15 protein-coding genes are annotated in these 20,654 nt (G+C 71.8%); 7 read left to right on the top strand and 8 right to left on the bottom strand.

Going from position 1 to position 20,654, the window contains the following annotated elements:
* Window positions 1-81 precede the first annotated feature (81 nt).
* Window positions 82-1,221 (top strand): acyl-CoA dehydrogenase family protein, encoded by a 1,140-nt coding sequence (locus tag VIS07_07510; protein ID HEY8515343.1) that lies wholly within the window; start codon window positions 82-84, stop codon window positions 1,219-1,221.
* Between the two features lie 149 nt (window positions 1,222-1,370).
* Here VIS07_07510 and VIS07_07505 read toward each other — a convergent pair whose 3' ends face one another.
* From VIS07_07505 to VIS07_07495, 3 genes are read right to left on the bottom strand one after another with little or no spacing between them, the layout of a single operon-like run.
* Entirely contained in the window at window positions 1,371-1,874 is a 504-nt protein-coding gene (locus VIS07_07505; protein HEY8515342.1) for a hypothetical protein, read from the bottom strand.
* A gap of 20 nt (window positions 1,875-1,894) precedes the next feature.
* The gene (locus VIS07_07500) at window positions 1,895-2,284 is read right to left on the bottom strand and encodes a VOC family protein (GenBank protein ID HEY8515341.1); all 390 of its coding nucleotides are present in this window, start codon (window positions 2,282-2,284) and stop codon (window positions 1,895-1,897) included.
* 10 nt (window positions 2,285-2,294) lie between these two features.
* A complete protein-coding gene (locus VIS07_07495; protein ID HEY8515340.1) occupies window positions 2,295-2,831 on the bottom strand; it encodes a DUF2939 domain-containing protein in 537 nt (178 codons plus the stop codon).
* A 92-nt stretch (window positions 2,832-2,923) separates the two neighbouring features.
* Between VIS07_07495 and metF the strand changes: the two genes are divergently transcribed.
* Window positions 2,924-3,787 (top strand): methylenetetrahydrofolate reductase [NAD(P)H], encoded by an 864-nt coding sequence (metF, locus tag VIS07_07490; protein ID HEY8515339.1) that lies wholly within the window; start codon window positions 2,924-2,926, stop codon window positions 3,785-3,787.
* 81 nt (window positions 3,788-3,868) lie between these two features.
* On the opposite strand, the gene VIS07_07485 is transcribed toward metF, so the two are convergent.
* From VIS07_07485 to VIS07_07475, 3 genes are all read right to left on the bottom strand, one after another.
* Window positions 3,869-4,630: a lysophospholipid acyltransferase family protein gene (locus VIS07_07485; protein ID HEY8515338.1), complete on the bottom strand. Its 762-nt coding sequence runs from the start codon at window positions 4,628-4,630 to the stop codon at window positions 3,869-3,871.
* A 145-nt stretch (window positions 4,631-4,775) separates the two neighbouring features.
* Window positions 4,776-6,911, bottom strand: coding sequence for a hydantoinase/oxoprolinase family protein (locus VIS07_07480; protein HEY8515337.1), 2,136 nt, complete (start codon window positions 6,909-6,911; stop codon window positions 4,776-4,778).
* A gap of 69 nt (window positions 6,912-6,980) precedes the next feature.
* On the bottom strand, window positions 6,981-8,003 hold the full coding sequence (locus VIS07_07475; GenBank protein ID HEY8515336.1) for a L,D-transpeptidase family protein: 1,023 nt from the start codon (window positions 8,001-8,003) through the stop codon (window positions 6,981-6,983).
* A gap of 82 nt (window positions 8,004-8,085) precedes the next feature.
* Here VIS07_07475 and VIS07_07470 point away from each other — a divergent pair, with 82 nt between their 5' ends.
* The 3 genes from VIS07_07470 (at window position 8,086) to VIS07_07460 (ending at window position 15,406) form a co-directional block, all read left to right on the top strand.
* Entirely contained in the window at window positions 8,086-9,366 is a 1,281-nt protein-coding gene (locus VIS07_07470) for a hypothetical protein (GenBank protein ID HEY8515335.1), read from the top strand.
* Window positions 9,367-9,476: 110 nt separating this feature from the next.
* Window positions 9,477-13,100: a hypothetical protein gene (locus tag VIS07_07465; GenBank protein ID HEY8515334.1), complete on the top strand. Its 3,624-nt coding sequence runs from the start codon at window positions 9,477-9,479 to the stop codon at window positions 13,098-13,100.
* Window positions 13,101-13,132: 32 nt separating this feature from the next.
* The gene (locus VIS07_07460) at window positions 13,133-15,406 is read left to right on the top strand and encodes a hypothetical protein (protein ID HEY8515333.1); all 2,274 of its coding nucleotides are present in this window, start codon (window positions 13,133-13,135) and stop codon (window positions 15,404-15,406) included.
* A 129-nt stretch (window positions 15,407-15,535) separates the two neighbouring features.
* Here VIS07_07460 and VIS07_07455 read toward each other — a convergent pair whose 3' ends face one another.
* Entirely contained in the window at window positions 15,536-16,159 is a 624-nt protein-coding gene (locus VIS07_07455; protein HEY8515332.1) for a DUF3618 domain-containing protein, read from the bottom strand.
* Window positions 16,160-16,168: 9 nt separating this feature from the next.
* Window positions 16,169-16,576, bottom strand: a complete 408-nt coding sequence (locus VIS07_07450) for a phage holin family protein (protein ID HEY8515331.1) — start codon at window positions 16,574-16,576, stop codon at window positions 16,169-16,171.
* 298 nt (window positions 16,577-16,874) lie between these two features.
* On the opposite strand from VIS07_07450, the gene VIS07_07445 reads away from it, so the two are divergent.
* The gene (locus tag VIS07_07445) at window positions 16,875-17,633 is read left to right on the top strand and encodes a 5-formyltetrahydrofolate cyclo-ligase (protein HEY8515330.1); all 759 of its coding nucleotides are present in this window, start codon (window positions 16,875-16,877) and stop codon (window positions 17,631-17,633) included.
* A 159-nt stretch (window positions 17,634-17,792) separates the two neighbouring features.
* On the top strand, window positions 17,793-20,609 hold the full coding sequence (locus tag VIS07_07440) for a ThuA domain-containing protein (GenBank protein HEY8515329.1): 2,817 nt from the start codon (window positions 17,793-17,795) through the stop codon (window positions 20,607-20,609).
* The last annotated feature ends 45 nt before the right edge of the window (window positions 20,610-20,654 follow it).

Here is a 20,654-nt window from a genome sequence, read left to right as displayed (position 1 = left end):
CGCCCGACGAGGGCCCGCTAATCTCCCACCTCCGGCTCGATTCCACCCATCGCCCGCGTCCGCGGAAGAGCGAGGAGCAGCATGGATCTGTCGTACACCCCCGAGGAGGAAGCGTTCCGCGCCCGGGTGCGGAAGTGGCTCGAGGAGAACGTTCCCAAGCCCGAGGAGGTCAAGCACCTCGAGGGCGCGCGCGCCTGGCAGCGCAAGCTGCACGCCGCGGGGCTGCTCGGCGCCGCCTGGCCGAAGGAGTACGGCGGCGCGGGCCTCTCCGAGATGGAGCAGGCGATCCTCAACGAGGAGATGGTGCGCGCGCGTGCGCCGCAGCCGATCAACCAGATGGCGATCTGGTGGGTCGGCCCGGCGATCATGCGCTACGGGACCGAGGAGCAGAAGAAGCGCTTCATCCCGAAGATCCTGAGCTGCGAGGAGATCTGGGCGACCGGCTACTCGGAGCCGTCCTCGGGCTCCGACATGGCGGCGGCGAAGACCAGCGCGGTCCGTGACGGCGACGACTACATCGTCAACGGGCAGAAGGTCTGGACGACGCTCGCCCACATCTCCGACTGGTACTTCGTCCTCGTGCGGACCTCGACCGAGGGGCCGAAGTGGGCGGGGCTCACGGTGCTTTTGATGGACCTCAAGAGCCCCGGGGTCACGATCAAGCCGATCAAGCAGATCGACGGCGGCGCCGAGTTCAACGAGGTCTTCATGACCGACGTGCGCGTGCCGGTGACGAACCGCCTCGGCGAGGAAGGGCAGGGCTGGGAGATCGTCTCGAGCGCGCTGGTCAACGAGCGCTCCGGCATCGCGAGCGGCATCCGCGCGGACCAGTCGCTCGAGTGGGTGATCCGGACGGCGCGCCTGCGCGGCAAGACCGACGACCCGAACGTGCGCCAGAAGATCGCCGACCTCGCGATCAAGGGCTCGATCATGCGTTACGCCGGGCTGCGGGCGCTGACCGACTCGCTCAAGAAGCGTCTCAACCCGCACCTCTCGGCGGCGATGAAGCTCATGGGCACGACGCTCGTGCAGGAGTTCTCCGAGACCGGCATCGAGCTGCTCGGACCGTACGGCGCGCTGATGAACGACGAGCACGCGCCGGACAACGGCCGCTGGGCGAAGCAGCTGCTCTACGACCGCTCGATGACGATCGCGGGCGGGACGAGCGAGGTGCAGCGCAACATCGTCGCGCAGCGCATCCTCGGTCTGCCGCGGCGGTAGCCGCGACGCGCAGGCGAGCCGGCCGCGGCGCAGGGCGCTGATCGCGTGGGTCGGCGCCTTGCCGCCGACCGCCTGGCTGCACCGCGCTCTTCGCGCATCAGGGCCGCCGCCGCGACGGCGAGCTGCGCTCCGTCGCGTCCGTGCGCGCGTCAGTGCGCGGCGCCGGTGGCGCCCGTCGACCCCGTCGGCGACACCGGCAGCGTGAAGTCGATCAGCAGCTGCTCGTCGCCGAGGCTCGCCTCCATGCGCACGTCGACCATGTCGCCGGCGAGCGGCGCGCCGCGCGCCTCGAGCGCGCCGTCGCGCGGCACGAGTTCGAGCGTCTCCTTCGTGCCGCCGTCCTCGGTGCGCACCGTCGCCGTGCCGCGCACGCCGTCGAGCGGCAGAGGCGCGCGTCCGAAGTCCGTCAAGTAAAAGCGCAGCACGCCGTCGCGGCGCGCCACCGCCTCGATGTGCCGGTCGCCCGACATGCCGACGACGCCGCCGTGCCGCGGCTCGTGGTCGTGCACCTGCTCGTGCGTCGGCGGCGACGGGACCGGAGCCGGGATGGACGCCGCGCGGTGATGATCGTGATCGTGTGCGGCCGCGGCGACGTCCCACGCCGTGGTGAGCAAGACGGCGGCGAGCGCCGCAGCGACGCCTCGTTGGACCACAGCGAACGGAAAGACGGGCGTCAGGCGCGCTGGCTCAGGACCAGCGGCACGCCGTGCGTGTGCTCGGTGGCGATGCGCAGGACGCGACGTCCGTTCGGCTCGGTCTCGAAGTCGCTGCGCAGGCCGCGCTCGGTGAGCTCGCTGTGCGCGGCCGCGAGGTCGTCGACCTCGAGCTCGATCTGGAACAATCCCTCGCCACGCTGCGCGAGCTGCTCGCCGAGCGCGCCCGAGGACGCCGTCGCGAGCTCGATCTCCGCCGCGCCGATGCGCAGGAACGCGCTCTGCGTGCCAGTCGCGGCGTCCGCAGTGCGCCGCGTCAACGGGAAGCCGAAGTTGTTCTGGAAGGTCGCCAGGGCCTGATCGACGTCCTTGACGGCCGCCGTCAGCACCTTGAGTTGCCGCGCCTGCATGCCGAACTCGCTACCCGTCGCCGAGTGGGGCGTCAACGCCCGGCGCTCGGCTCGCGCGACCGCTGCCCGGCAGCTTGACCTTGATCAGCGCCGTGAGCGGCGTGACGCCGACGATGCGCCAGCGCAGATCCGGCGCGCGGCCGAGGATCAAATCCACCTGACGGTCGCCCGTCGGCAGCGTGAAGTAGGCGAGGTCGTCCTCGCGCCGCATGCCCCACCAGGCGGCGACCACGTCGCCCGCGGTGATGCGCAGCGGCTGGTCCGGGTCGTTGAACACCGTCATCACCTTGCCGCCCGAGAGCAGCGCCCGTGCGACCTTTCCGGCGTCGAGGCCGTTCGGCGCGTCGTCGAGCTCGGTGAGCGCCCGCTGTGTCACCGCGGCGAAGTCGACCATCTCGGTGAGCTCGCCGACGTCGCGCCGGTCGAGCGCGCTCTTGATGCGCCACAGCGCCCAGGTCGGCGTGGTCGGCAGCAACGCCACCGTGAGGCCGATGGCGATCGAAACGAGGCCGCCCGCCACGGCGCCGACCACGAACCCGCGTCGCATGCCGTTGCCTATATCACGCCGGGGCGCGCGACTCCGCGACGACCGTGGATGCCCGATTGCGCGTGCGAGGGCCGCTTCCCTATCATCGCGCGGTGCGCATCGACCAGATCCTGAAAGCCGGCGAGCCCGTTTTCTCCTTCGAGTTCTTCCCGCCGAAGACTCCGCAGGGCGAGGAAGCCCTGCTGCGCACGATCGACGAGCTCAAGCCGCTCGAGCCCGCCTTCGTCTCCGTGACCTACGGCGCAATGGGCTCGAACCGCGGCCAGGTGATCGAGCTCGTCTCCTCGATCAAGCGCATGGGCCTCAACCCCATGGCGCACCTGAGCTGTACCGGGCACACGCGCGACGAGATCGCGGCGATCCTCGACCAGCTCGCGGCGGCCGAGATCGAGAACATCCTCGCGCTGCGCGGCGACCCGCCGCGCGGTGAGGTGTTCCGACCGGTGCCGGGCGGCTTCGCGCACGCATCCGACCTCGCGGCCTTCATCCGCAGCCGCTGGAGTTTCTGCATCGGCGGCGCGTGCTACCCCGAGGTGCATCCCGACGCGCCGAGCGCCGAGGCCGACCTCGCGAACCTCGTGATCAAGGTCCGCGCGGGCGTCGACTTCCTGATCACGCAGCTCTTCTTCGACAACGAGGACTACTTCGCCTTCGTCGAGCGCGCGCGCGCGGTCGGGATCGAGGTGCCGATCCTGCCGGGCATCATGCCGATCGTCGACGTCGGCGGCGTCAAGCGCATGACCGCGATGTGCGGCGCGAAGCTGCCCGCGGAGCTCGCGCAGCGCCTCGCCGCCGTGGACGGCGACGCCGACGCCGTGCTCGCGATCGGCATCGAGCACGCGCTGCGCCAGTGCCGCGATCTGCTCGAGCGCGGCGCGCCGGGCATCCACTTCTACACGCTGAACCGCAGCCCGGCGACGCGGCAGATCCTGAGCGCGATCCGCGAGGGACGCTGAGCGCGATCGCGAGGCGCGCCGAACGCGATCTGCGACCGACGCCGAGCGCGGTCCGCGCCGAGCGCTGAGCGAGCGCGGCGCTCAGGCCGCCTGCGCGGTCTCGCCGCGGAAGCGCGCCATGGTCTCGCGGATCTGCCGCTCGACCTCGGCGACGATCGCGTACGGATCCTCGTCGGGGCGGCGCTCGATCGGATCGCCGGCCCACCAGCGCATCGTGATGCCCCACGGGATCGGGAGCATCTTGTGCTCCATGATGCGCCAGGAGTTGTCGATGCACACCGGCACGACGGGGACGTCCTTCGCCTGCTTGAGCAGCGCGACGGTGCCGGCCGGCTTGAACGGCGCGAGCACGCCGTTTCGCGCCCGCGTCCCCTCGGGGTAAATCACCGCGGAGAAGCCGTTCTGGACCACCTCGTGCGCGAGCTTGTCGATCACGCGCACCGCGCTCGCGCGATCCTTGCGGTCGATCAGCGCGTGGCCGCCCTTGCGCAGCTGCACCGACACCGCCGGGATCCACTTCGCGAGCTCGATCTTCGAGATGTACTTCGGGAAGTTCGTGAAGAACTGCCAGCCGAAGGTCGGGATGTCGAACATGCTCTGGTGGTTCGAGACGATGATGTACGACGTGTACGGCTTGATCTTCGGCGAGCGCTCGATCTCGAACCGGATCCCGGCAAGGCGCATCGCCAGGATCACTGTGCACTGCATGATGCCCAGCACCCAGGCGTTGGCGCGCTTCCCGAACAGGAACGTGATCCGGAAGATCACGTCGTAGAGCACCATGATGAGGCCGAAGGCGATCAGGAATGCGATCGTCCCGGCCCAATCCCGCACGGCCCGCATGTCCTACCGGCGAGCAATGGCATGCGAAAACCGAGAATGCCATCCCGTGCCCGGCGATCGGACGATCGGCGACCGCATCCGGTTCGTGGCGTCGATCGGGCGACGCACGGCGTTCGCCTGCGCGTCGCGCACGCGAATCGGACGATCAGCCGACGCTCAGGTGGTAGTTGCCGAGCGTGTCGAGCCGCGCGCGCTGTCCCGGGTAGACGACGATCGTCGTCAGCGGCTCCTCGATGATCGCCGGTCCGACGACCGTCTGACGCGCGCGCAGCTTGGTGCCGTCGTAGATCGGCGTCGACACCCAGCGGCCTGCGAAGTACGCGCGTCGCTTGCCCTTGAGCGCGCTGCGCGCGTCGCGCGACGACGCCGGGATGCGCGGCAGCTCGGGCTTCGCGGTGATCGCCGTCGCGCGCACGCCGAGCCCGCGCAGGATCGGCATCTGGTCGCGCGACGCGTAGGTGTGCAGCGCCTCGTGCTCGCGGTGGAACGCCTCGATCAGCCGACGCAGGTCGCGCGCCCCGAACGCGCCGTCGCCCTCGATGGGCACCGGCATGTCGAAGGTCTGGCCCGGGTAGCACATGTACGCGATGCGCTGGTACCGCACCTCGCGTCCCGAGAAGCCGCCGGCGGCGAGCGACGCGTCGGCGGCCTCGCGCATCTCGGCGAACAGCGACGTGACGCGCGCGAGGTCGGCTTCGTCCGCGGGCGTGATGTACGAGCGCAGCTCGATCACGATCGGATCGGTGAGCAGGAGACCCAGCGCGGAGAACGTCGGCGCGGTCTTCGGGATCAGCACCTGGCGGATGTCGAGCTCGGCCGCCTGCATGCCCGCGTGCACCGCGCCGTTGCCGCCGAACGCGACGAGCGGCATCTCGCGCGGGTCGATGCCGCGCATGGCCGACACGCGACGGATCGCGTTCGCCATGTTCGCGTTGACCATGCGGAAGATGCCGTAGGCGGCCTCCTCGACGGTCGCGAGCCCGAGCGGGCGGCGGATCTGCTCGTCGATCGCACGCACCACCGAGTCGACGTCGAGCGCGAGCTCGCCGCCGTAGAAGAAGTCCGGATTGAGGTAGCCGAGAACCAGGTTGGCGTCCGTCACCGTGGGGCGCGTGCCGCCGCGGCGGTAGCAGATCGGCCCCGGCTGCGCGCCCGCGCTGTCCGGACCGACGTGCAGCGCGCCCTCGATCACGCTCGCGATCGAGCCGCCGCCCGCGCCGACCGACTGCACGTCGACCATCGGCAGCCCGATCAGGTAGCGGTGGTGCCAGTTCCACGACGAGCTGACGTGCGGCTTGCCGTCGCGCACGAGGCAGACGTCGTAGCTCGTGCCGCCCATGTCGACCGAGATGAAGTCGCGCACGCCCGCCGCGCCCGCGACGTGACACGCGCCGACCACGCCGCCCGCCGGCCCCGAGCCCAGCACGGTGACCGCCTTGCCCGCGACGTAGCGTGCGGTCATCAGCCCGCCGTTCGATTGCATGAGCAGCAGGTCGCGCGCGTAGCCGGCGTCGGCGAGCTTGCGCTCGAGGTTCGCGAGGTAACGCTTGATGCGCGGCGCGACGTACGCGTTGACCAGCGTCGTCGACGTGCGCTCGAACTCCGGCGCCTGCGGCATCACCTCGTGCGACAGCGAGACGTCGACGCCCGGTAGCTCCTCCGCGGCGATCTCGCGCGCGCGCAGCTCGTGCGCCGGATTGATGAACGAGAACAGGAAGACGACCGCGAGCGACTCGATGCCCTGCATGCGCAGGCGGCGCATCGCGGCGCGCAGCGCGTCCTCGTCGAGCGGCACGACGACGTTGCCCTCGTAGTCGAGCCGCTCGGGCACGCCGATCCGGCGCCGGCGCGGGCAGATCGGCGGCGGCGGCGGGTACGATGGATCCCAGATGTTCTCCTTGTAGCCGCGTCGCAGCTCGATCTCGTCGCGGTGGCCGGCGCTGGTGATGAGGCCCGTGACCGCGCCGTTCATCTGGATCATCGTGTTGTCGGCGGTGGTGGTGCCGTGCACGATGCGCTCGGTCGCGGCGAGGAAGCTCGCGAGGTCCTTGCCCTCGCTGCGCGCGAGGCGCTCGAGCCCGACCATGACGCCCTCGCTCTGGTCGTCCGGCGTGGTCGCGGTCTTGTCGAGGTGGATCGTGCGGTCGGGGCGCACCAGGACCAGGTCCGTGAACGTGCCGCCGACGTCGATGCCGATGCGGTAGCCGCCCGCCGTCGACCTGCGCGATCCGGACTGCACGCGCGTGAGCGGACGGCGCGGCGTTGTCTTGGTCGTTGCCATGGTCCCGGTCGGTTGATCGGTCGATCGCTTGTAGACGGGACCGGAGACGGCTTCAAACAAAAGACGGCTTCACTCGGCGGCGTCGAGCGAGCCCGACGCGCGCGCCTGCTGCGTCGCGCGCGACACCGGCACCGGGATCCCGGTCGGCTCGCTGATCGCGGCCTCGACGAGCTGCTTGTCGACGCCGCCGAGCTTGCGCTGGGCGAGCGCCTGCTTCGCCGACGCCGGCAGCGAGCGCTCGTAGCGGTAGATGTCCTCGTGCACCTCGACGTAGGTCACGCCGTCGCGCTCGCCGGCCTTCACCGGCTGGTAGACGAACTGCACGCGCGTGCCGACCGGCACCTCGGGGAACCAGCGCTCGATGTCCTCGGGATAGAGGCGCAGGCAGCCGTGGCTCACCTGCATGCCGACGCCCCACGGGATGTTGGTGCCGTGGATCGCGTAGCGCGAGTTGGCGAGCGACAGGCGGTACTTGCCGAGCGGGTTGTCGGGCGCGCCGCCCGGGATCGACCAGCGGTGGTCGCCGCGCTCCTTGATGTGCTCGCGGCGGATCGACTCGGGGATGTTCCAGGTCGGGTTGACGGTCTTGCTCGCGACGCGGAACGAGCCGCGCGGCGTGCGTCGGTCGTCGCGCCCGAGCCCGACCGGATAGGTCGCGACCATCAGCGAGTCCTTCGAGCCGCGCGGCCTCCGGTAGTGGTAGAGCCGCATCTCGGGGATGTTCACCACGATGCCGTCGTACGAGCAGCACGGCAGCACCCACTCGGTGGGCAGGACGATCTCGGTGCCGGGCTTCGGCACCCAGGGGTCGACGCCCGGGTTCGCGGCGACGATCTCGTTGTAGCCGAGGTCGAAGTAGCGGGCGACGTCGAGCAGCGTGTCGCCCTTGCGGATCGTGTAGGTCTGCGGACGTCCGATCACGGTGTCCGCGGGCTTGCCGCTGCGGTCGAGCGGGAGCGCGTAGGTGACGAGCTCCTTGCTCTCGAAGGTCGCCTCGTCCCACTTGGCGGGCGCCTCCGGTCGGCGCGGCGCGGCGTCGCGGAGGTGGGCCGCGCATGCGGCGACCCATGCGCTCGCAACCAGCGCCAGCAACGTTCCCCCCACGCGCCGCACCCGCCCATTGTGGTCGGGAACGGTTTCAGAAAAAAGCCACTTGCCTCCGGGCGAGCGCAGGATGCGAGAGAGCCGAGCCACCCAGAAGACGCCCGCGCGGCTGCTGCGCGGGCTCGCAGCCGTGCTCGGCTCGCTGCTGCTCGCCGTCGTCGCGGGGGAGATCGTCGTGCGGCTCGCGGCGAGCCACATGCCCGGCGTCCGCTTGCTCGCCGAGCCGCTCGGCACGCGACGTCGCGAGCCGCAGACGTTCGCCGAGCTCCTGCACGCCTACCGCGACCACCTGGTGCCGTTCCGCGTCTGGAAGGGCTTTCGCTGCAACTCGCTCGGCTTCCACGACGTCGAGTTCCGACGCGAGCGCACGCCCGGCACGTTCCGCATCGTCGGGCTCGGCGACTCGTTCGCGTACGGCAACGTGACCTACGGACGTAGCTACTTGACGCTGGCCGAGGCGCTGCTGATCCTCGCCGCGCTCGAGCGCGACGGTGGCGAGCGCGACGCGGCGGCGACGCACGCCATGCACGGAGACACCGACGCGCCGCCGGTCGAGCTCGACAACCTCGGCGTGCCCGCCTCGGGGCTCGCCGACTACCGCGTGGTCTGGCAGCTCGTCGGCCGCGCGCTCGCGCCCGACCTCGCGGTGATCACGATCTACCTCGGCAACGATCCGCGCGACTTCGCGGACCAGACGCGCTTCGGCAAGACGCGCCCCGCGTGGCAGCGCTCGTGGCTCGTGACGTTCCTGCAGCGCGCGACGAAGCTCGCGCGCGAGCGCTGGCGGATGCGCGACGCGGACGAGCCGGCGCCGATCCCCTCTCCGGCCGCGCCACCGGCGGGCCCGCTCGTCGGCGCGATGACGGAGGTCGACGACGACGACCGTCCGGAGTTCTCCGACGAGGCCTTCCTCGACATCGAGGCGCTCGAGCTCGAGATGCTCGCGCGCCCCGGCGCGAAGCTGCGCGGTCCCGACTGGGATGCGTTCCTCGCCGCGCTCGGCGAGCTCGTCGACGTGATCGAGCGCGACGGCGTCCCCGTCGTGCTGGCGCTCGCGCCGTCGCGCCTGCAGGTCCACCCCGAGGATCTCGCCATGGTCGCGGCGCACGCGGGCGTCGCGCTCGACGACGTCGATCCGGATCTGCCGCAGCGTCGGATCGCCGAGTTCGCCGCGGCGCGCGGCGTGGCGGTCGTCGACCTGACGCCCGCGCTGCGGCGGGCGGCCTCCGAGGGGACGCTCTACCGGCGCAACGACACCCACTGGAACGTCCGCGGCAACGCCGTCGCCGCGGCCGAGCTCGCCACCCGGCTCGCGGCGCTCGGCGTTGTACCGACCGCTACACGGCGATAGAGATTTTGCCTTGCTTCCTGCGCACCGTTCGGTCTAAACGGCTGCGACTTCCTACTTGGCACTCCGACCTCGGGACAGCTCCGATCGCCCGGGACGAGAAAGGGCCGCGCGTGACCAGGACTTCTTCGACCGGGCTGCTGCCGCTCCTCGCTCTGCTCGCCGCCGTGGCGGCGACTCCCGCACACGCCGCGGACGCCGGCGTCGTCGGGACGCGCCTCGCGATCACGTCGAACGCGTCGAACGGCAAGTCGACGCTCGCCTCGACGCAGCGGGGCGCCGGCGTCTCGTTCGGTCCCGCGAGCGCCGCGAGCGAGCTCTCGGGCTCGCTCGAGGTCTACTACGTCGACACGCCCACGAACCGCATCGTGCTGCCGCTGCCGTCGCCGTGGGACAAGGTCGACGCGCGTACGGCGAAGTTCCTGAACAAGTTCGCACCCGCGGGCCCGACGGGCGTGCGCACCGCCACCGTGCGCGCCGGGACGATGGCCAAGGTCGCGGCGAAGACCGCAGGCGGCCTCGACCTCACGCAGCCGCCAGGACCCGGCGGCGTCATGAGCATCCTGACCGTCCACAACGCGGGCGACGGCTCGACGCACCGCATGTGCTCGCTCTACCGCGTCTCGAGCGGCAGCAAGATCGCGCACCGCTCGGTGAAGGGTCGCAGCCGCTTGACGCTGACCAAGGGCGTGCCGGTCGAGTGCCCGCGCTGCGACGACGGCGTGCGCAACGACCTCGAGACCGGCGTCGACTGCGGCGGCGGGCTCTGCGCCGCATGCGGCGTCGGCGAAGGCTGCGCGCAGAACTCGGACTGCGCGACCGGGCTGTGCAGCGGCGGAGTGTGCGCCTTCCCGGCCTGCACGGGTGGCGTCAAGGACGGTAGCGAGACCGGCATCGACTGCGGCGGCCCGGTGTGTCCGAAGTGCGGAGCGGGGCAGGGCTGCAACGGCCCGTCCGACTGCGAGAGCGGCGTGTGCACGGACAACGTCTGTCAAGCACCGACGTGCGGCGACGGCGTCGAGAACGGCGACGAGACCGACGTCGACTGCGGCGGCTCGTGCGGCGCGTGCGTGCCGTTCACGGTCACGATCGACACGCCCGTGCACGGCGCGTTCTCGCAGGCGTCGAGCGTCACCGTCACCGGCCACACCACCGGCGTCGGACCGGCGGGCGCCGACCTGACGATCAACGACGTCGCCGTGCCGCTCGCGCCCGACGGAACCTTCACGACCAACGTGCCGCTCTTCCCCGAGATCGTCTTCAACCCGATCGCGGCGCGCCTCGTGCGCCGCTTCGACGGTCTCACGGTGCACGACCGCGTCGTCGTGGTGGCGGGCGCGTCGGTCGCGGACGGCGACGCGTCGCCCAACGGCGTCGCGCTCAGGATCAACGACCGCGGCTTCGACTCGATCGAGCCGGTCGCGACGACGCTGGTCGAGATCGATCCCGCGACGCTCGTTCCCGCCGGCACCAAGGTGATGGAGGACTACTGCTACGCGCCGCTCGGCAGCCTGTGCTTGGGCTCGGTCGACGTCACGATCAGCGGCACGCCGCCGCCGTCGATCGGACCGATCGGCATCGCGATCGACTCGCAGACCGGCTCGCTCGACGGCGACATCTCGCTCGAGGACCTGCGCGTCACGGTGAACATCGACAGCGCGAGCGGCATCCCGATCCACTGCGAGCTCGCGATCACCGTTGGCTTGACGCAGATCTTCGGCGACTACGGCCTCTCGCCGCTCGCCGGGCAGCCGACGCGCGTCGACGTGCAGCAGATCGGCAACGTCGTCGTGCAGGCGAGCGACACGACGCACATCACCGACTGCAGCGGGCTGTTCGGCGACCTCACCGAGTCGCTGATCGGGTCCGCGATCGGCGACGTCGGCGCGCTGTTCGCGAACGGCATGCAGGACTTCCTCAACACCGTCGACGCGTCGGGCAACACGCCGATCGCGGGTGCGATCGAGACCGCGCTCGCCGGCGTCGACATCGCGGGCCCGGTCGGAAGCGGGCTCGGCATCGACCTCTACGCGCCGTTCACCTCGATCGACGAGGACCCGGTCGGCATCACGTTCGCGGCCGACGTGGCCGCGACGGCCACGCCCGTTCCGGGCGCGCCGGACCTGACCGCGAGCTACCACGTCGACGAGTCGTTCCCGACCTTCGGCGCGACGACGCCTGTGCAGAACCTGCCCTACGGCATCGGGCTCGGCATCTCGACCTCGGGCTTCAACCAGCTCCTGCGCGCGCAGATCGAGACCGGGCTCCTGCGCACGAGGATCCACGAGATCGATCTCGGCGGCGGCCCGATCCCGCTCAGCGCGGCTCTGCTGGGCGCGCTCTTGACGCCGTTCAGCCAGCTGCCGCCGACCACGCCGATCGCGATCCGCGTGTCGCCGACGCTCGCGCCGGTGCTGACCGGCGCGAGCGGTCCCAATGGCGAGCTCGGTGAGCTCGCGGTGGCGCACGTGCTGGTCGAGTTCGTGCAGGACGAGAGCCTGCCGTCGGAGCAGGTGCACCTCGTGCTCGCGGTCGACGCGCGGCTCGGGCTGCAGCTCGCGTTCCAGCCGGGCGGCATCGGCTTCGCGCTCTCGCCGCCGACCGCGGCCGACGTCGCGGTGTCGCTGCTGCGCAATCCGCTCGGCGTGAGCGAGGTCGCGCTGCAGGGCTTCCTGCCGTCGGTGCTCGCCGGCTTCCTGCCGGACCTCGCGAGCGCGCTGCAGAGCTTCCCGCTACCGTCCTTCCTCGGCCTCTCGCTGTCTGGCGTCGAGGTGTCGCGCACGGGAGCGTACTACGCGATCTTCGCCGATCTGACGCCCGACTGCGTCGACGGCTCGGTGTGCCCGAGCGGCGTCTGCCTCGACGGCGCCTGTCAAGCACCGACGTGCACCGACGGCGTCGCGAACGGCGCCGAGACCGACGTCGATTGTGGCGGCGGCAGCTGTCCGGGCTGCGCGACCGGCGAGCAGTGCTTCCTCAGCACGGACTGCGCGACCGGCGGCTGCTCGGGCGGCGTTTGCCAGCCGACCTGCACGAGCGGCGCCGAGTGCCCGAGCGGTGTCTGCGAGGACGGCTTCTGCCGCGTCGCGAACTGCGCCGACGGCGTCAAGAACGGCAGCGAGAGCGGGATCGACTGCGGCGGATCGTCGCCGTTCTGCGTGCGCTGCGCCGACGGCCAGACCTGCAACACCGCGAGCGACTGCGCGAGCGGCATCTGCAGCGGCGGCGTCTGCCAGGCGCCGAGCTGCAGCGACGGCTTGCAGAACGGCAGCGAGACCGACGTCGACTGCGGCGGCTCGTGCCCGCCCTGCGCGCTCACCAAGAAGTGCACCGTCGGCAGCGACTGCGCGAGCGGCGTGTGCGGACAGAACGCGCGCTGCACCTGCGGCAATCGGTCGTTCGTCTTCGACGTGACCAGCAGCACCGGCGGTCCGTTCAGCTCGGCGGAATGGCCGGGCGGCACGGCGACGCAGAGCTCGTCGCCGGGCTGCAGCGTGACCATCAACCGGCCGAACGACAACATCGACCTCGTCTGTACGCTCGCCGCGCCGTTCTCCGTGCAGACGTTCTCCGGCTTCTCGCAGTGCTTCGGCGCCGGCGGCGAGGACGGCGACGGCTGCGAGCCGGTGTCCTGTCCGTTCGCCGGCATCGGCTCGTGCTGCAGCGGTCGACCGTCGTGCTCCGTCGGCCTGAACGGCTCGGCGCAGGCCCGCTACCGCGTCACCTGCCTCGAGTGACGCGCAAGCCTCTCCCACGAAAGGGACGCAGCGTGAACCCGCAGAGACGACGCATGCTCCTCACCGCCGCGGCCGCGTGCGCCGCCGGCGCACTGCTCGCAGCGCTCGCCGCCACCGTGCCGTCGTGGGCGACCGACGTCGGCGTCACCGGCACGCGGCTCTCGCTGACGGTGAACACGCGCACCGGACGGCAGAATCTGGTCTCGGTGCAGAAGGACGCCGACGTGCACGTCGGCGCGCTCGCCGCACCGGGCGATCTCGCGGCGTCGCTCGAGGTGTACTACGTCGACGCGCCGACCAACGTCGGCAAGCTCGCGATGCCGGCGCCGTGGGCGAAGACCAACGCCAAGAGCGCGACCTACCGCAACCGGTTCGCGCCGGCGGGTCCGTCGCCGGTGAAGAACGCGTCGATCCAGTACGGCAAGCTCGCGCGCATCACCGCGCCGTCGCTCGGCGGCCTCGACATCTCGACGCCGCCGGGAGCGGGCGGCGTGATGACCGTCCTGACCGTCGACAACGCGGCCGACGGCTCGCGCCACCGCATGTGCTCGCTGTACCGTCCGGCGAGCGGCAGCGTCGTCCAGCACAAAATCACTGGCAGCGGCTTCCGCCTGGTCGCGCGTGGCGGCGTCGAGGTCGCGTGTCCGAATTGCAACGACGGTCTGCAGAACGGCGACGAGGCCGACGTCGACTGCGGCGGTCCGGACGCGGCGTGCGCGCGCTGCGCGACGGGAGCCGCGTGCGGCGCGGCGAGCGACTGCGCGAGCGGCGTGTGCACGGACGGCGTCTGCCAGGCGCCCACCTGCGGCGACGGCGTCAAGAACGGCACGGAGACCGACGTCGACTGCGGAGGCGGCTGCGCGGGCTGCGCGCAGGGCGAGGGCTGCGTCGTCGGCAGCGACTGCGCGGGCGGCGTCTGCACGGACGGGATCTGCCAGCCGGAGAGCTGCAACGACGGCGTCGAGAACGGTGACGAGACCGACGTCGACTGCGGCGGCAGCTGCGCCGATTGCGCGGACGGCGAGGACTGCAACGTCGCCGACGACTGCCAGAGCGGCGTCTGCACGGGCGGCGTCTGCCAGGCACCGGCGTGCGACGACGGCGTGAAGAACGGCGACGAGACGGCGAGCGACTGCGGCGGCACGTGTGCGGGCTGCGCGGACGGCCAGGCCTGCGTCGTCGCGGACGACTGCGCGAGCGGCGTGTGCACGAGCGGCGTGTGTCAAGCACCGACGTGCAGCGACGGCGTCGACAACGGCAGCGAGACCGACGTCGACTGTGGCGGCGTCTGCCCCGACTGCCCGAACGGCGCCGGCTGCGCGATTCCCGGCGACTGCCAGAGCGGCGTCTGCATCGGCAACGTCTGCCAGGCGCCGACCTGCAGCGATGGCGTCGAGAACGGCGGCGAGACCGGCACCGACTGCGGCGGTCCGTGCGCGCCGTGCGGCACCGGCGGCGGCTGCGCGAGCGGCGCCGACTGCCAGAGCGGCGTCTGCGTCGCGCAGGTCTGCCAGGCGTCGACCTGCAACGATGGCGTCAAGAACGCGAGCGAGACCGACGTCGACTGCGGCGGCCCGGTCTGCCCCGACTGCGGTGCCGGCCGCGCGTGCTCGAGCGCCGGCGACTGCCAGAGCGGCGTCTGCACGGGGAGCGTCTGTCAAGCACCATCGTGCAGCGACGGCGCGCAGAACGGCGGCGAGACCGGCATCGACTGCGGCGGTCCGTGCGCCGCGTGCGGCACCGGCGGCGGCTGCTCGAGCGGCGGCGACTGCCAGAGCGGCGTGTGCGTCAACGGCGTCTGCCAGGCTCCGACGTGCTCCGACGGCGTCAAGAACGGCGGCGAGAGCGACGTCGACTGCGGTGGTCCGAGCTGCGGCGCCTGCGGGCTCGGCGCGACCTGCGTCGCGAACGGCGACTGCCAGACCAACTCGTGCAACGGCGGACGCTGCAAGTGCCCGAGCCAGCTCTTCACCTTCCAGGTGACGAGCAGCACGGGCGGCGTCTTCACGGCGGCGGTGTGGCCGGGCGGGACGGCGACGCAGAGCGGTCCGCCGGGCTGCAGCGTGACCATCAACCGGCCGAACGACATCGTGCACTACGTGTGCACGCTCGCGGCGCCGTTCTCCGTGAACTCGTTCAGCGGCTACTCGACGTGCTTCGGGACCGGCGGCGAGGACGGCGACGGCTGCGAGCCGGTGTCGTGTCCGCCCGCGGGCATCGGCTCGTGCTGCAGCGGACGCCCGTCGTGCTCGGCGGCGCTCAACGGCTCGGCGACGGCGCGCTACTACGTGCAGTGCAATCCATGAGCGGGCGTAGCGCCTGGCTCGCTTCGACGAGCGGCGCTGCGCGTAGCCGGAAGCTGCGCGCAGCGCCGTGCGGTGGCTGCGCGGCGCCGTGCAGTGCACCGCTGCCGCGCCCACCGAGCGGCGTCTGCGCTAGCTGCGCCGCAGCAGCGTGACGAGGAGCGCGCCCGCCGCGAGGGCGACGCCGAGCGACGCGAGCGGGTGGGTGCGCGAGGTCTGCTCGAGCGTCTCGACGAGCGGCCGCGCGCGGTCGACGAGCGGCCGGGCGCGGTCGAGCAGCGGCTGGGCGCGGCCCGAGTCCATGAAGTCGCGTGCGCGCGTCGAGGCGTCGTCGAGGAAATGCGAGAAGCTGCTGCGCGCGTCGGCGGCGAGCTCGCCCATCCGCCCGACCGCGTCGGAGGTCGCGAGCCGGCGCGAGAACGCGTGCGGCCGCTCGATCGCCGAGGACAGGCGTTCCCACACCGCGCGGAACTGCTCCTCGCGCTCGCGCGCCTTGCGCGCGCTCAGGCGACGGCGCGCGATCACGGTCGCGACGAGCAGCGTGCCGGCGAGCGCGATCGGCACGGGATTGCGCTGCACCGTGTCGCCGACCCGCGAGGCGTTGCTCTTCACGTAGTCGACGACGCGCTCCTTCATCTCCTGCGGCGAGAGGCGCCGACCGATCTCGTCGAGCGTGCTGTCGAGCTCGGCCCGCGTCTGCTCGATCTCCTCCTGCACCTCGTTGGGCGTGCGCTCGTGCTGTCCCGAGTTCGGCATGACGGCCTCCTAGTGCGCGCCGGCGCGCACGTGGCGCTGAACCATTTCCTTGTCCTCGCGCAGCGAGGCGACGGTGCGCTCGGGCGTGACGTCGACCTTCTTCAGCCGGCCGCGTCCGACCAGCAGCGCGATCGCCCCGAGCACGAGAACCACCCCACCGACGATGAGGGCCGAGAGCCACATCCGGTGCAGCGCCTGGTCGAGACCGAGCACCGCCGCGAACAGCAGCACCAGGAAGCCGCCCCACATCAGCGGCAGGGCGATCACCAAGCTCGTCACGCCGCTCTTGAGCTCCGCGACGCTCTCCATGAGCTCGAGGCGCGCAAGCTCGATCTCCTTGCGGACGAGCTCCGAGCTCTCGCGCGTCAAGTCGGAGAAGAGCTGTCCCAGCGAGCGCTGCTCTTCGTTCGGATGCAACGACGGCCTCATGTGTGCGCGGCTGGCTGCAAGCGACATACCACCGGCCGGAAGAGCCGCGGGGCGCGGCGGACGCGGCGTGCGGCGCGGCGGCTGTAACGGGTTCCGCACGTCGGTGAACGGCGCTTGGAAGGACTTACACGCGTCGCGCCCGCCCTTGGACGCCTCCTCGCACGCGTCGCGAATGCGCCGACGGACGCAGCGACGCGCGGGGCGGAACGAAAGGACGTCGCGCGTTCCCACGGGCGGGAAGCCGCGGTTCGTCTCCGGCGCCCGCGTGCTCTACGATGCGCCCGCGATGGTGCGCCGACACGACCACGACGCCGGCGGGCCGCGCGAGCTGCTCGAGGCGAAGGCGGCGCTCCGCGAGCAGATGTGGCGCAATCTCTCCGCGCCCGGCATCGCGCGCTTCCCGCGCCCGGAGGGCCGCATCCCGAACTTCGTCGGCGCGGAGGCCGCGGCCGAGCGTCTGCGCGCGACGCCGATCTGGCAGGCGGCGCAGACCATCAAGGCGAATCCGGACTCGCCGCAGCTTCCGGTGCGCGAGCGCGCGCTCGCCGACGGCAAGATCGTCTACATGGCGGTGCCGCGGCTCGCGGCGGAGAAGCCGTTCTTCCTGCTCGATCCCGAGAAGCTGCGCGCGGCGCCGCGCGCGGCGGCGTCGATCAAGGGCGCGGCGCGCCTCGGCCGTCCGGTCGACGTTTCCGAGCTGTCGCCGGTCGACCTCGTGGTCACGGGCTGCGTCGCGGTCGGACGCGACGGGCGGCGTCTCGGCAAGGGCGGCGGCTTCAGCGACCTCGAGCTGGCGATCGCCGCCGAGGCCGGTCTGATCGGCGCGCGCACGCGCATCGTCACCACCGTGCACGACGCGCAGGTGCTGCCGGCGGGCGTCATCCCGGTGACCGAGCACGACTTCCCGCTCGATCTCATCGTGACGCCGACCGAGCTGATCCGCGTGCCGCGCTCGCGGCGTCGGCCGCGCATCGTGTGGCGCGAGCTCACGCCGGAGAAGATCGCGGCGATCCCGCTGCTCTCGCGCCTGCACCCCGAGCTGTAGCTCGCGTCGCCGTCGTCGGGTCGCGCGGGCGCGCACGGTGCGACGTGCGCGGTTGCAAGCTCGCGTCGCGACGCGCTGCACCGCGCGGCGAAGCCCACCCTGCATCCGGAGGCGTTTCCGTGGTTGCCCGGCCCGGCCGATCGAGGGTAGTTCGGAGCGATGCGCAAAGCCGGTCCCTGGTCCTCGATCGTCGCCCTCACGGGCATCGCCGTCCTTGCCGCCGCGTTCGCGCTCGTGCCCGCGCCCGGAACGTCCGCCGCGCCGGTGCGCGCGAAGCCCGTCGTCGACGGCTGCGACACGCCGCTGCGCGGCGCCGGCCGACCGTCGGGCAAGGCGATCCTGCGTCCCGGCGGCAAGGCGTGCGAGCGCGCGGCCGCGGGCGAGCCGCTGCGCGTGCTGGTGTTCTCGCGCACGACGGGCTTCCGCCATCCGTCGATCGACGACGCCGTCGCCTTCTTCTCGAGCTTGCCCGAGCGCGAGGGCATCGCCGCGACGCTGACCGAGGATCCGACCGCGTTCACCGACGAGTCGCTCGCCCGGTTCGACGTCGTCGCGTTCGTCAATACCACGGGCGACGTCCTCGACGAGCAGCAGCAGGCGGCGCTCGAGCGCTTCGTTCGCTCCGGCCGCGGCTGGGTCGGCGTGCACTCCGCGGCCGACACCGAGTACCAGTGGAACTGGTACGGGCAGCTCGTCGGCGCCTACTTCATCAGCCACCCGCTGCTGCCGGTCGAGGTCGAGGTGACGACCGAGGATCCGGATCACCCATCGACCGACCATCTGCCGGCGCGCTTCCTCTTCACCGACGAGATCTACAACTTCGACCGCAACCCGCGGCAGGACAACGCGATCCTGCTCACCATCGACGAGTCGGGGTTCATCTACCCGAACTTCCCCGACACGCCGTCGATGGGCGCGGACCATCCGATCGCCTGGTACAAGGAGTTCGACGGCGGGCGCTCGTTCTACACCAACCTCGGACACCGTCCCGAGTCGTGGAGCGATCCGCTGTTCCAGAAGCATTTGCTTGACGGCATCCGCTGGGCCGCGGGGCCGCCGTCGTGGAACGCGATCCCGGTGTCGCGCGTCGCGCGCAACCCGATGACGATGGCGGTCGCGCCGGACGGACGCGTGTTCTACGTCGAGCGCACCGGCGAGGTCTGGGTGTGGAACCCGGCCAACGGACGCACGACGCTGTCGGCGAGCCTCGACGTCTCGCTGCAGGGCGAGAACGGGCTCCTCGGCATCGCGCTCGACCCGGACTTCGCGCGCGAGCCGTGGATGTACCTCTTCTACGCGCAGGACGACTTCCAGCCCGAGGAGGGCGTCGACTACGACGCGCTGCCCTACGAGGGTCCGCTCGGCGAGAACGTGCTCGCGCGCTTCCGCGTGCAGGCCGACGGCACGCTCGACCTCGCCTCGCAGCAGGTGCTGCTGCGCACGCCGAGCGAGCGTCTCGGCGGCCACGAGGGCGGGCAGATCACGTTCCTGCCCGACAAGACGCTGGTCCTGTCGGTCGGCGACAACACCAATCCGTTCGGCGACGCGGAGGGCTACGCGCCGCTCGACAACCGTCCCGATCGCGACCGCTACGACGCGCGCCGCACCTCGCAGAACCCGTTCGACCTGCGCGGCAAGCTCTTGCGCTTGAACCGCGACGGCTCGATCCCGCCGGGCAACCTGTTCCCGCCCGACGGCTCGCAGGGACGCCCCGAGATCTACGTGATGGGCACGCGCAACCCGTTCCGCAGCGCCGCCGACCCGCGCACCGGGCGCCTCTACTTCGGCGACATCGGACCCGACGCCCCGGTCGAGGGGCCGCGCGGACCGCGCGGCTACGACGAGATCAACGTCGTCGACGGTCCCGGCAACTACGGCTGGCCGTTCTGCATCGGCCCGAACCTCCCCTACAACGCGTACGACTACCTCACCGGCGTCGCGGGCGAGCCGTACTCGTGCGACGGATTCGTTCCCGCGGCGCTCGCCTACGACTACGTGACCGTGAGCGAGCTCGCGCTCGGCAACGCGATCCCCGAGCCCGGACGGGTGACCGGCCGCTCGGCGATGGCGGGCGTGGTCGCGCGTCGTCCGCCGGGCAAGGCTCCGTACTTCCTGCCGCAGCGCTACGAGGGCGATCTGCTGATGACCGAGTGGACGCGCGATCTGATCGCCGCGGTGTCGGTCGATGCGAACGGCAAGCTCGAGCGCGTGCGCCGGGTCGCGCCGTTCATCCCGCTGCGCCGGCCGATCGACCTCGAGATCGCGCCCGACGGCGCGCTCATGATCCTCGAGTACGGCACCGGCTTCGGCGGCGACAACGAGGACGCGCAGCTCGTGCGCCTCGAGTACTCGGAGACGGGTGATCTGACGCCGGTCGCGCGCGCGACCGCGTCGCAGGTCGCGGGCGTCGCGCCGCTCACCGTGCGCTTCACGTCGGAGGGCTCACGCGCGCCCGGCGCGGGCGGCGTCATCCGCTCGTGGGAGTGGGACCTCGACGGCGACGGCGTCACCGACCACAGCGGACCCGAGCTCGAGCACACCTTCACCGAGAACGGGCTCCACTACGTGAGCCTCGTCGTCACCGACGGCAAGGGCCGCCGCAGCTTCCCGGACGTCGTCGAGATCGCGCTCGGCAACGAGCCGCCGACGGTGATCATCGAGGAGCCGAAGCCCGGCACGAAGGTGCGCGACGGCGAAACGGTCGTGCTGCGCGGACGCGCCGTCGACCGCGAGGACGGCGAGGTGCCGTGCGACCAGATGGTGTGGACCGTGTTCCTCGGCCACAACGCGCACGCCCACCCGAGCCAGGCGTTCCTGCGCTGCGAGGCGCGCTTCCAGGCGTCGATCCCCGCCGACCACGCGACCGCCGGCGAGCTCTTCCTGCTGGTCGAGCTGACCTACGAGGACAAGGGCGGGCCGAACGGCGAGCGCCCGCAGACGAGCTCGGCGCAGCTGCGTCTCGAGATCGAGCGCTGAGGCTGGGAGCGCGCCGACGGTGGCCGCGCAGCCGGGCCGTCCGCG

It is taken from the genome of Candidatus Binatia bacterium (genome assembly GCA_036563615.1).
Lineage (GTDB): Bacteria > Desulfobacterota > Binatia > UBA12015 > UBA12015 > DATCMB01.
Note: the sequence above shows the minus strand (reverse complement) of the source record. Positions and strands in the feature narration are given on the sequence as shown.

Coding starts and splice junctions, on each gene's coding strand:
- VIS07_07500 (HEY8515341.1), bottom strand. CDS start 2,284: ATGCAGGCGCGGCAACTCAAGGTGCTGACGGCGGCCGTCAAGGACGTC.
- VIS07_07510 (HEY8515343.1), top strand. CDS start 82: ATGGATCTGTCGTACACCCCCGAGGAGGAAGCGTTCCGCGCCCGGGTG.
- VIS07_07455 (HEY8515332.1), bottom strand. CDS start 16,159: ATGCCGAACTCGGGACAGCACGAGCGCACGCCCAACGAGGTGCAGGAG.
- VIS07_07440 (HEY8515329.1), top strand. CDS start 17,793: ATGCGCAAAGCCGGTCCCTGGTCCTCGATCGTCGCCCTCACGGGCATC.
- VIS07_07480 (HEY8515337.1), bottom strand. CDS start 6,911: ATGGCAACGACCAAGACAACGCCGCGCCGTCCGCTCACGCGCGTGCAG.
- VIS07_07495 (HEY8515340.1), bottom strand. CDS start 2,831: ATGCGACGCGGGTTCGTGGTCGGCGCCGTGGCGGGCGGCCTCGTTTCG.
- VIS07_07470 (HEY8515335.1), top strand. CDS start 8,086: ATGCGAGAGAGCCGAGCCACCCAGAAGACGCCCGCGCGGCTGCTGCGC.
- VIS07_07445 (HEY8515330.1), top strand. CDS start 16,875: ATGGTGCGCCGACACGACCACGACGCCGGCGGGCCGCGCGAGCTGCTC.
- VIS07_07485 (HEY8515338.1), bottom strand. CDS start 4,630: ATGCGGGCCGTGCGGGATTGGGCCGGGACGATCGCATTCCTGATCGCC.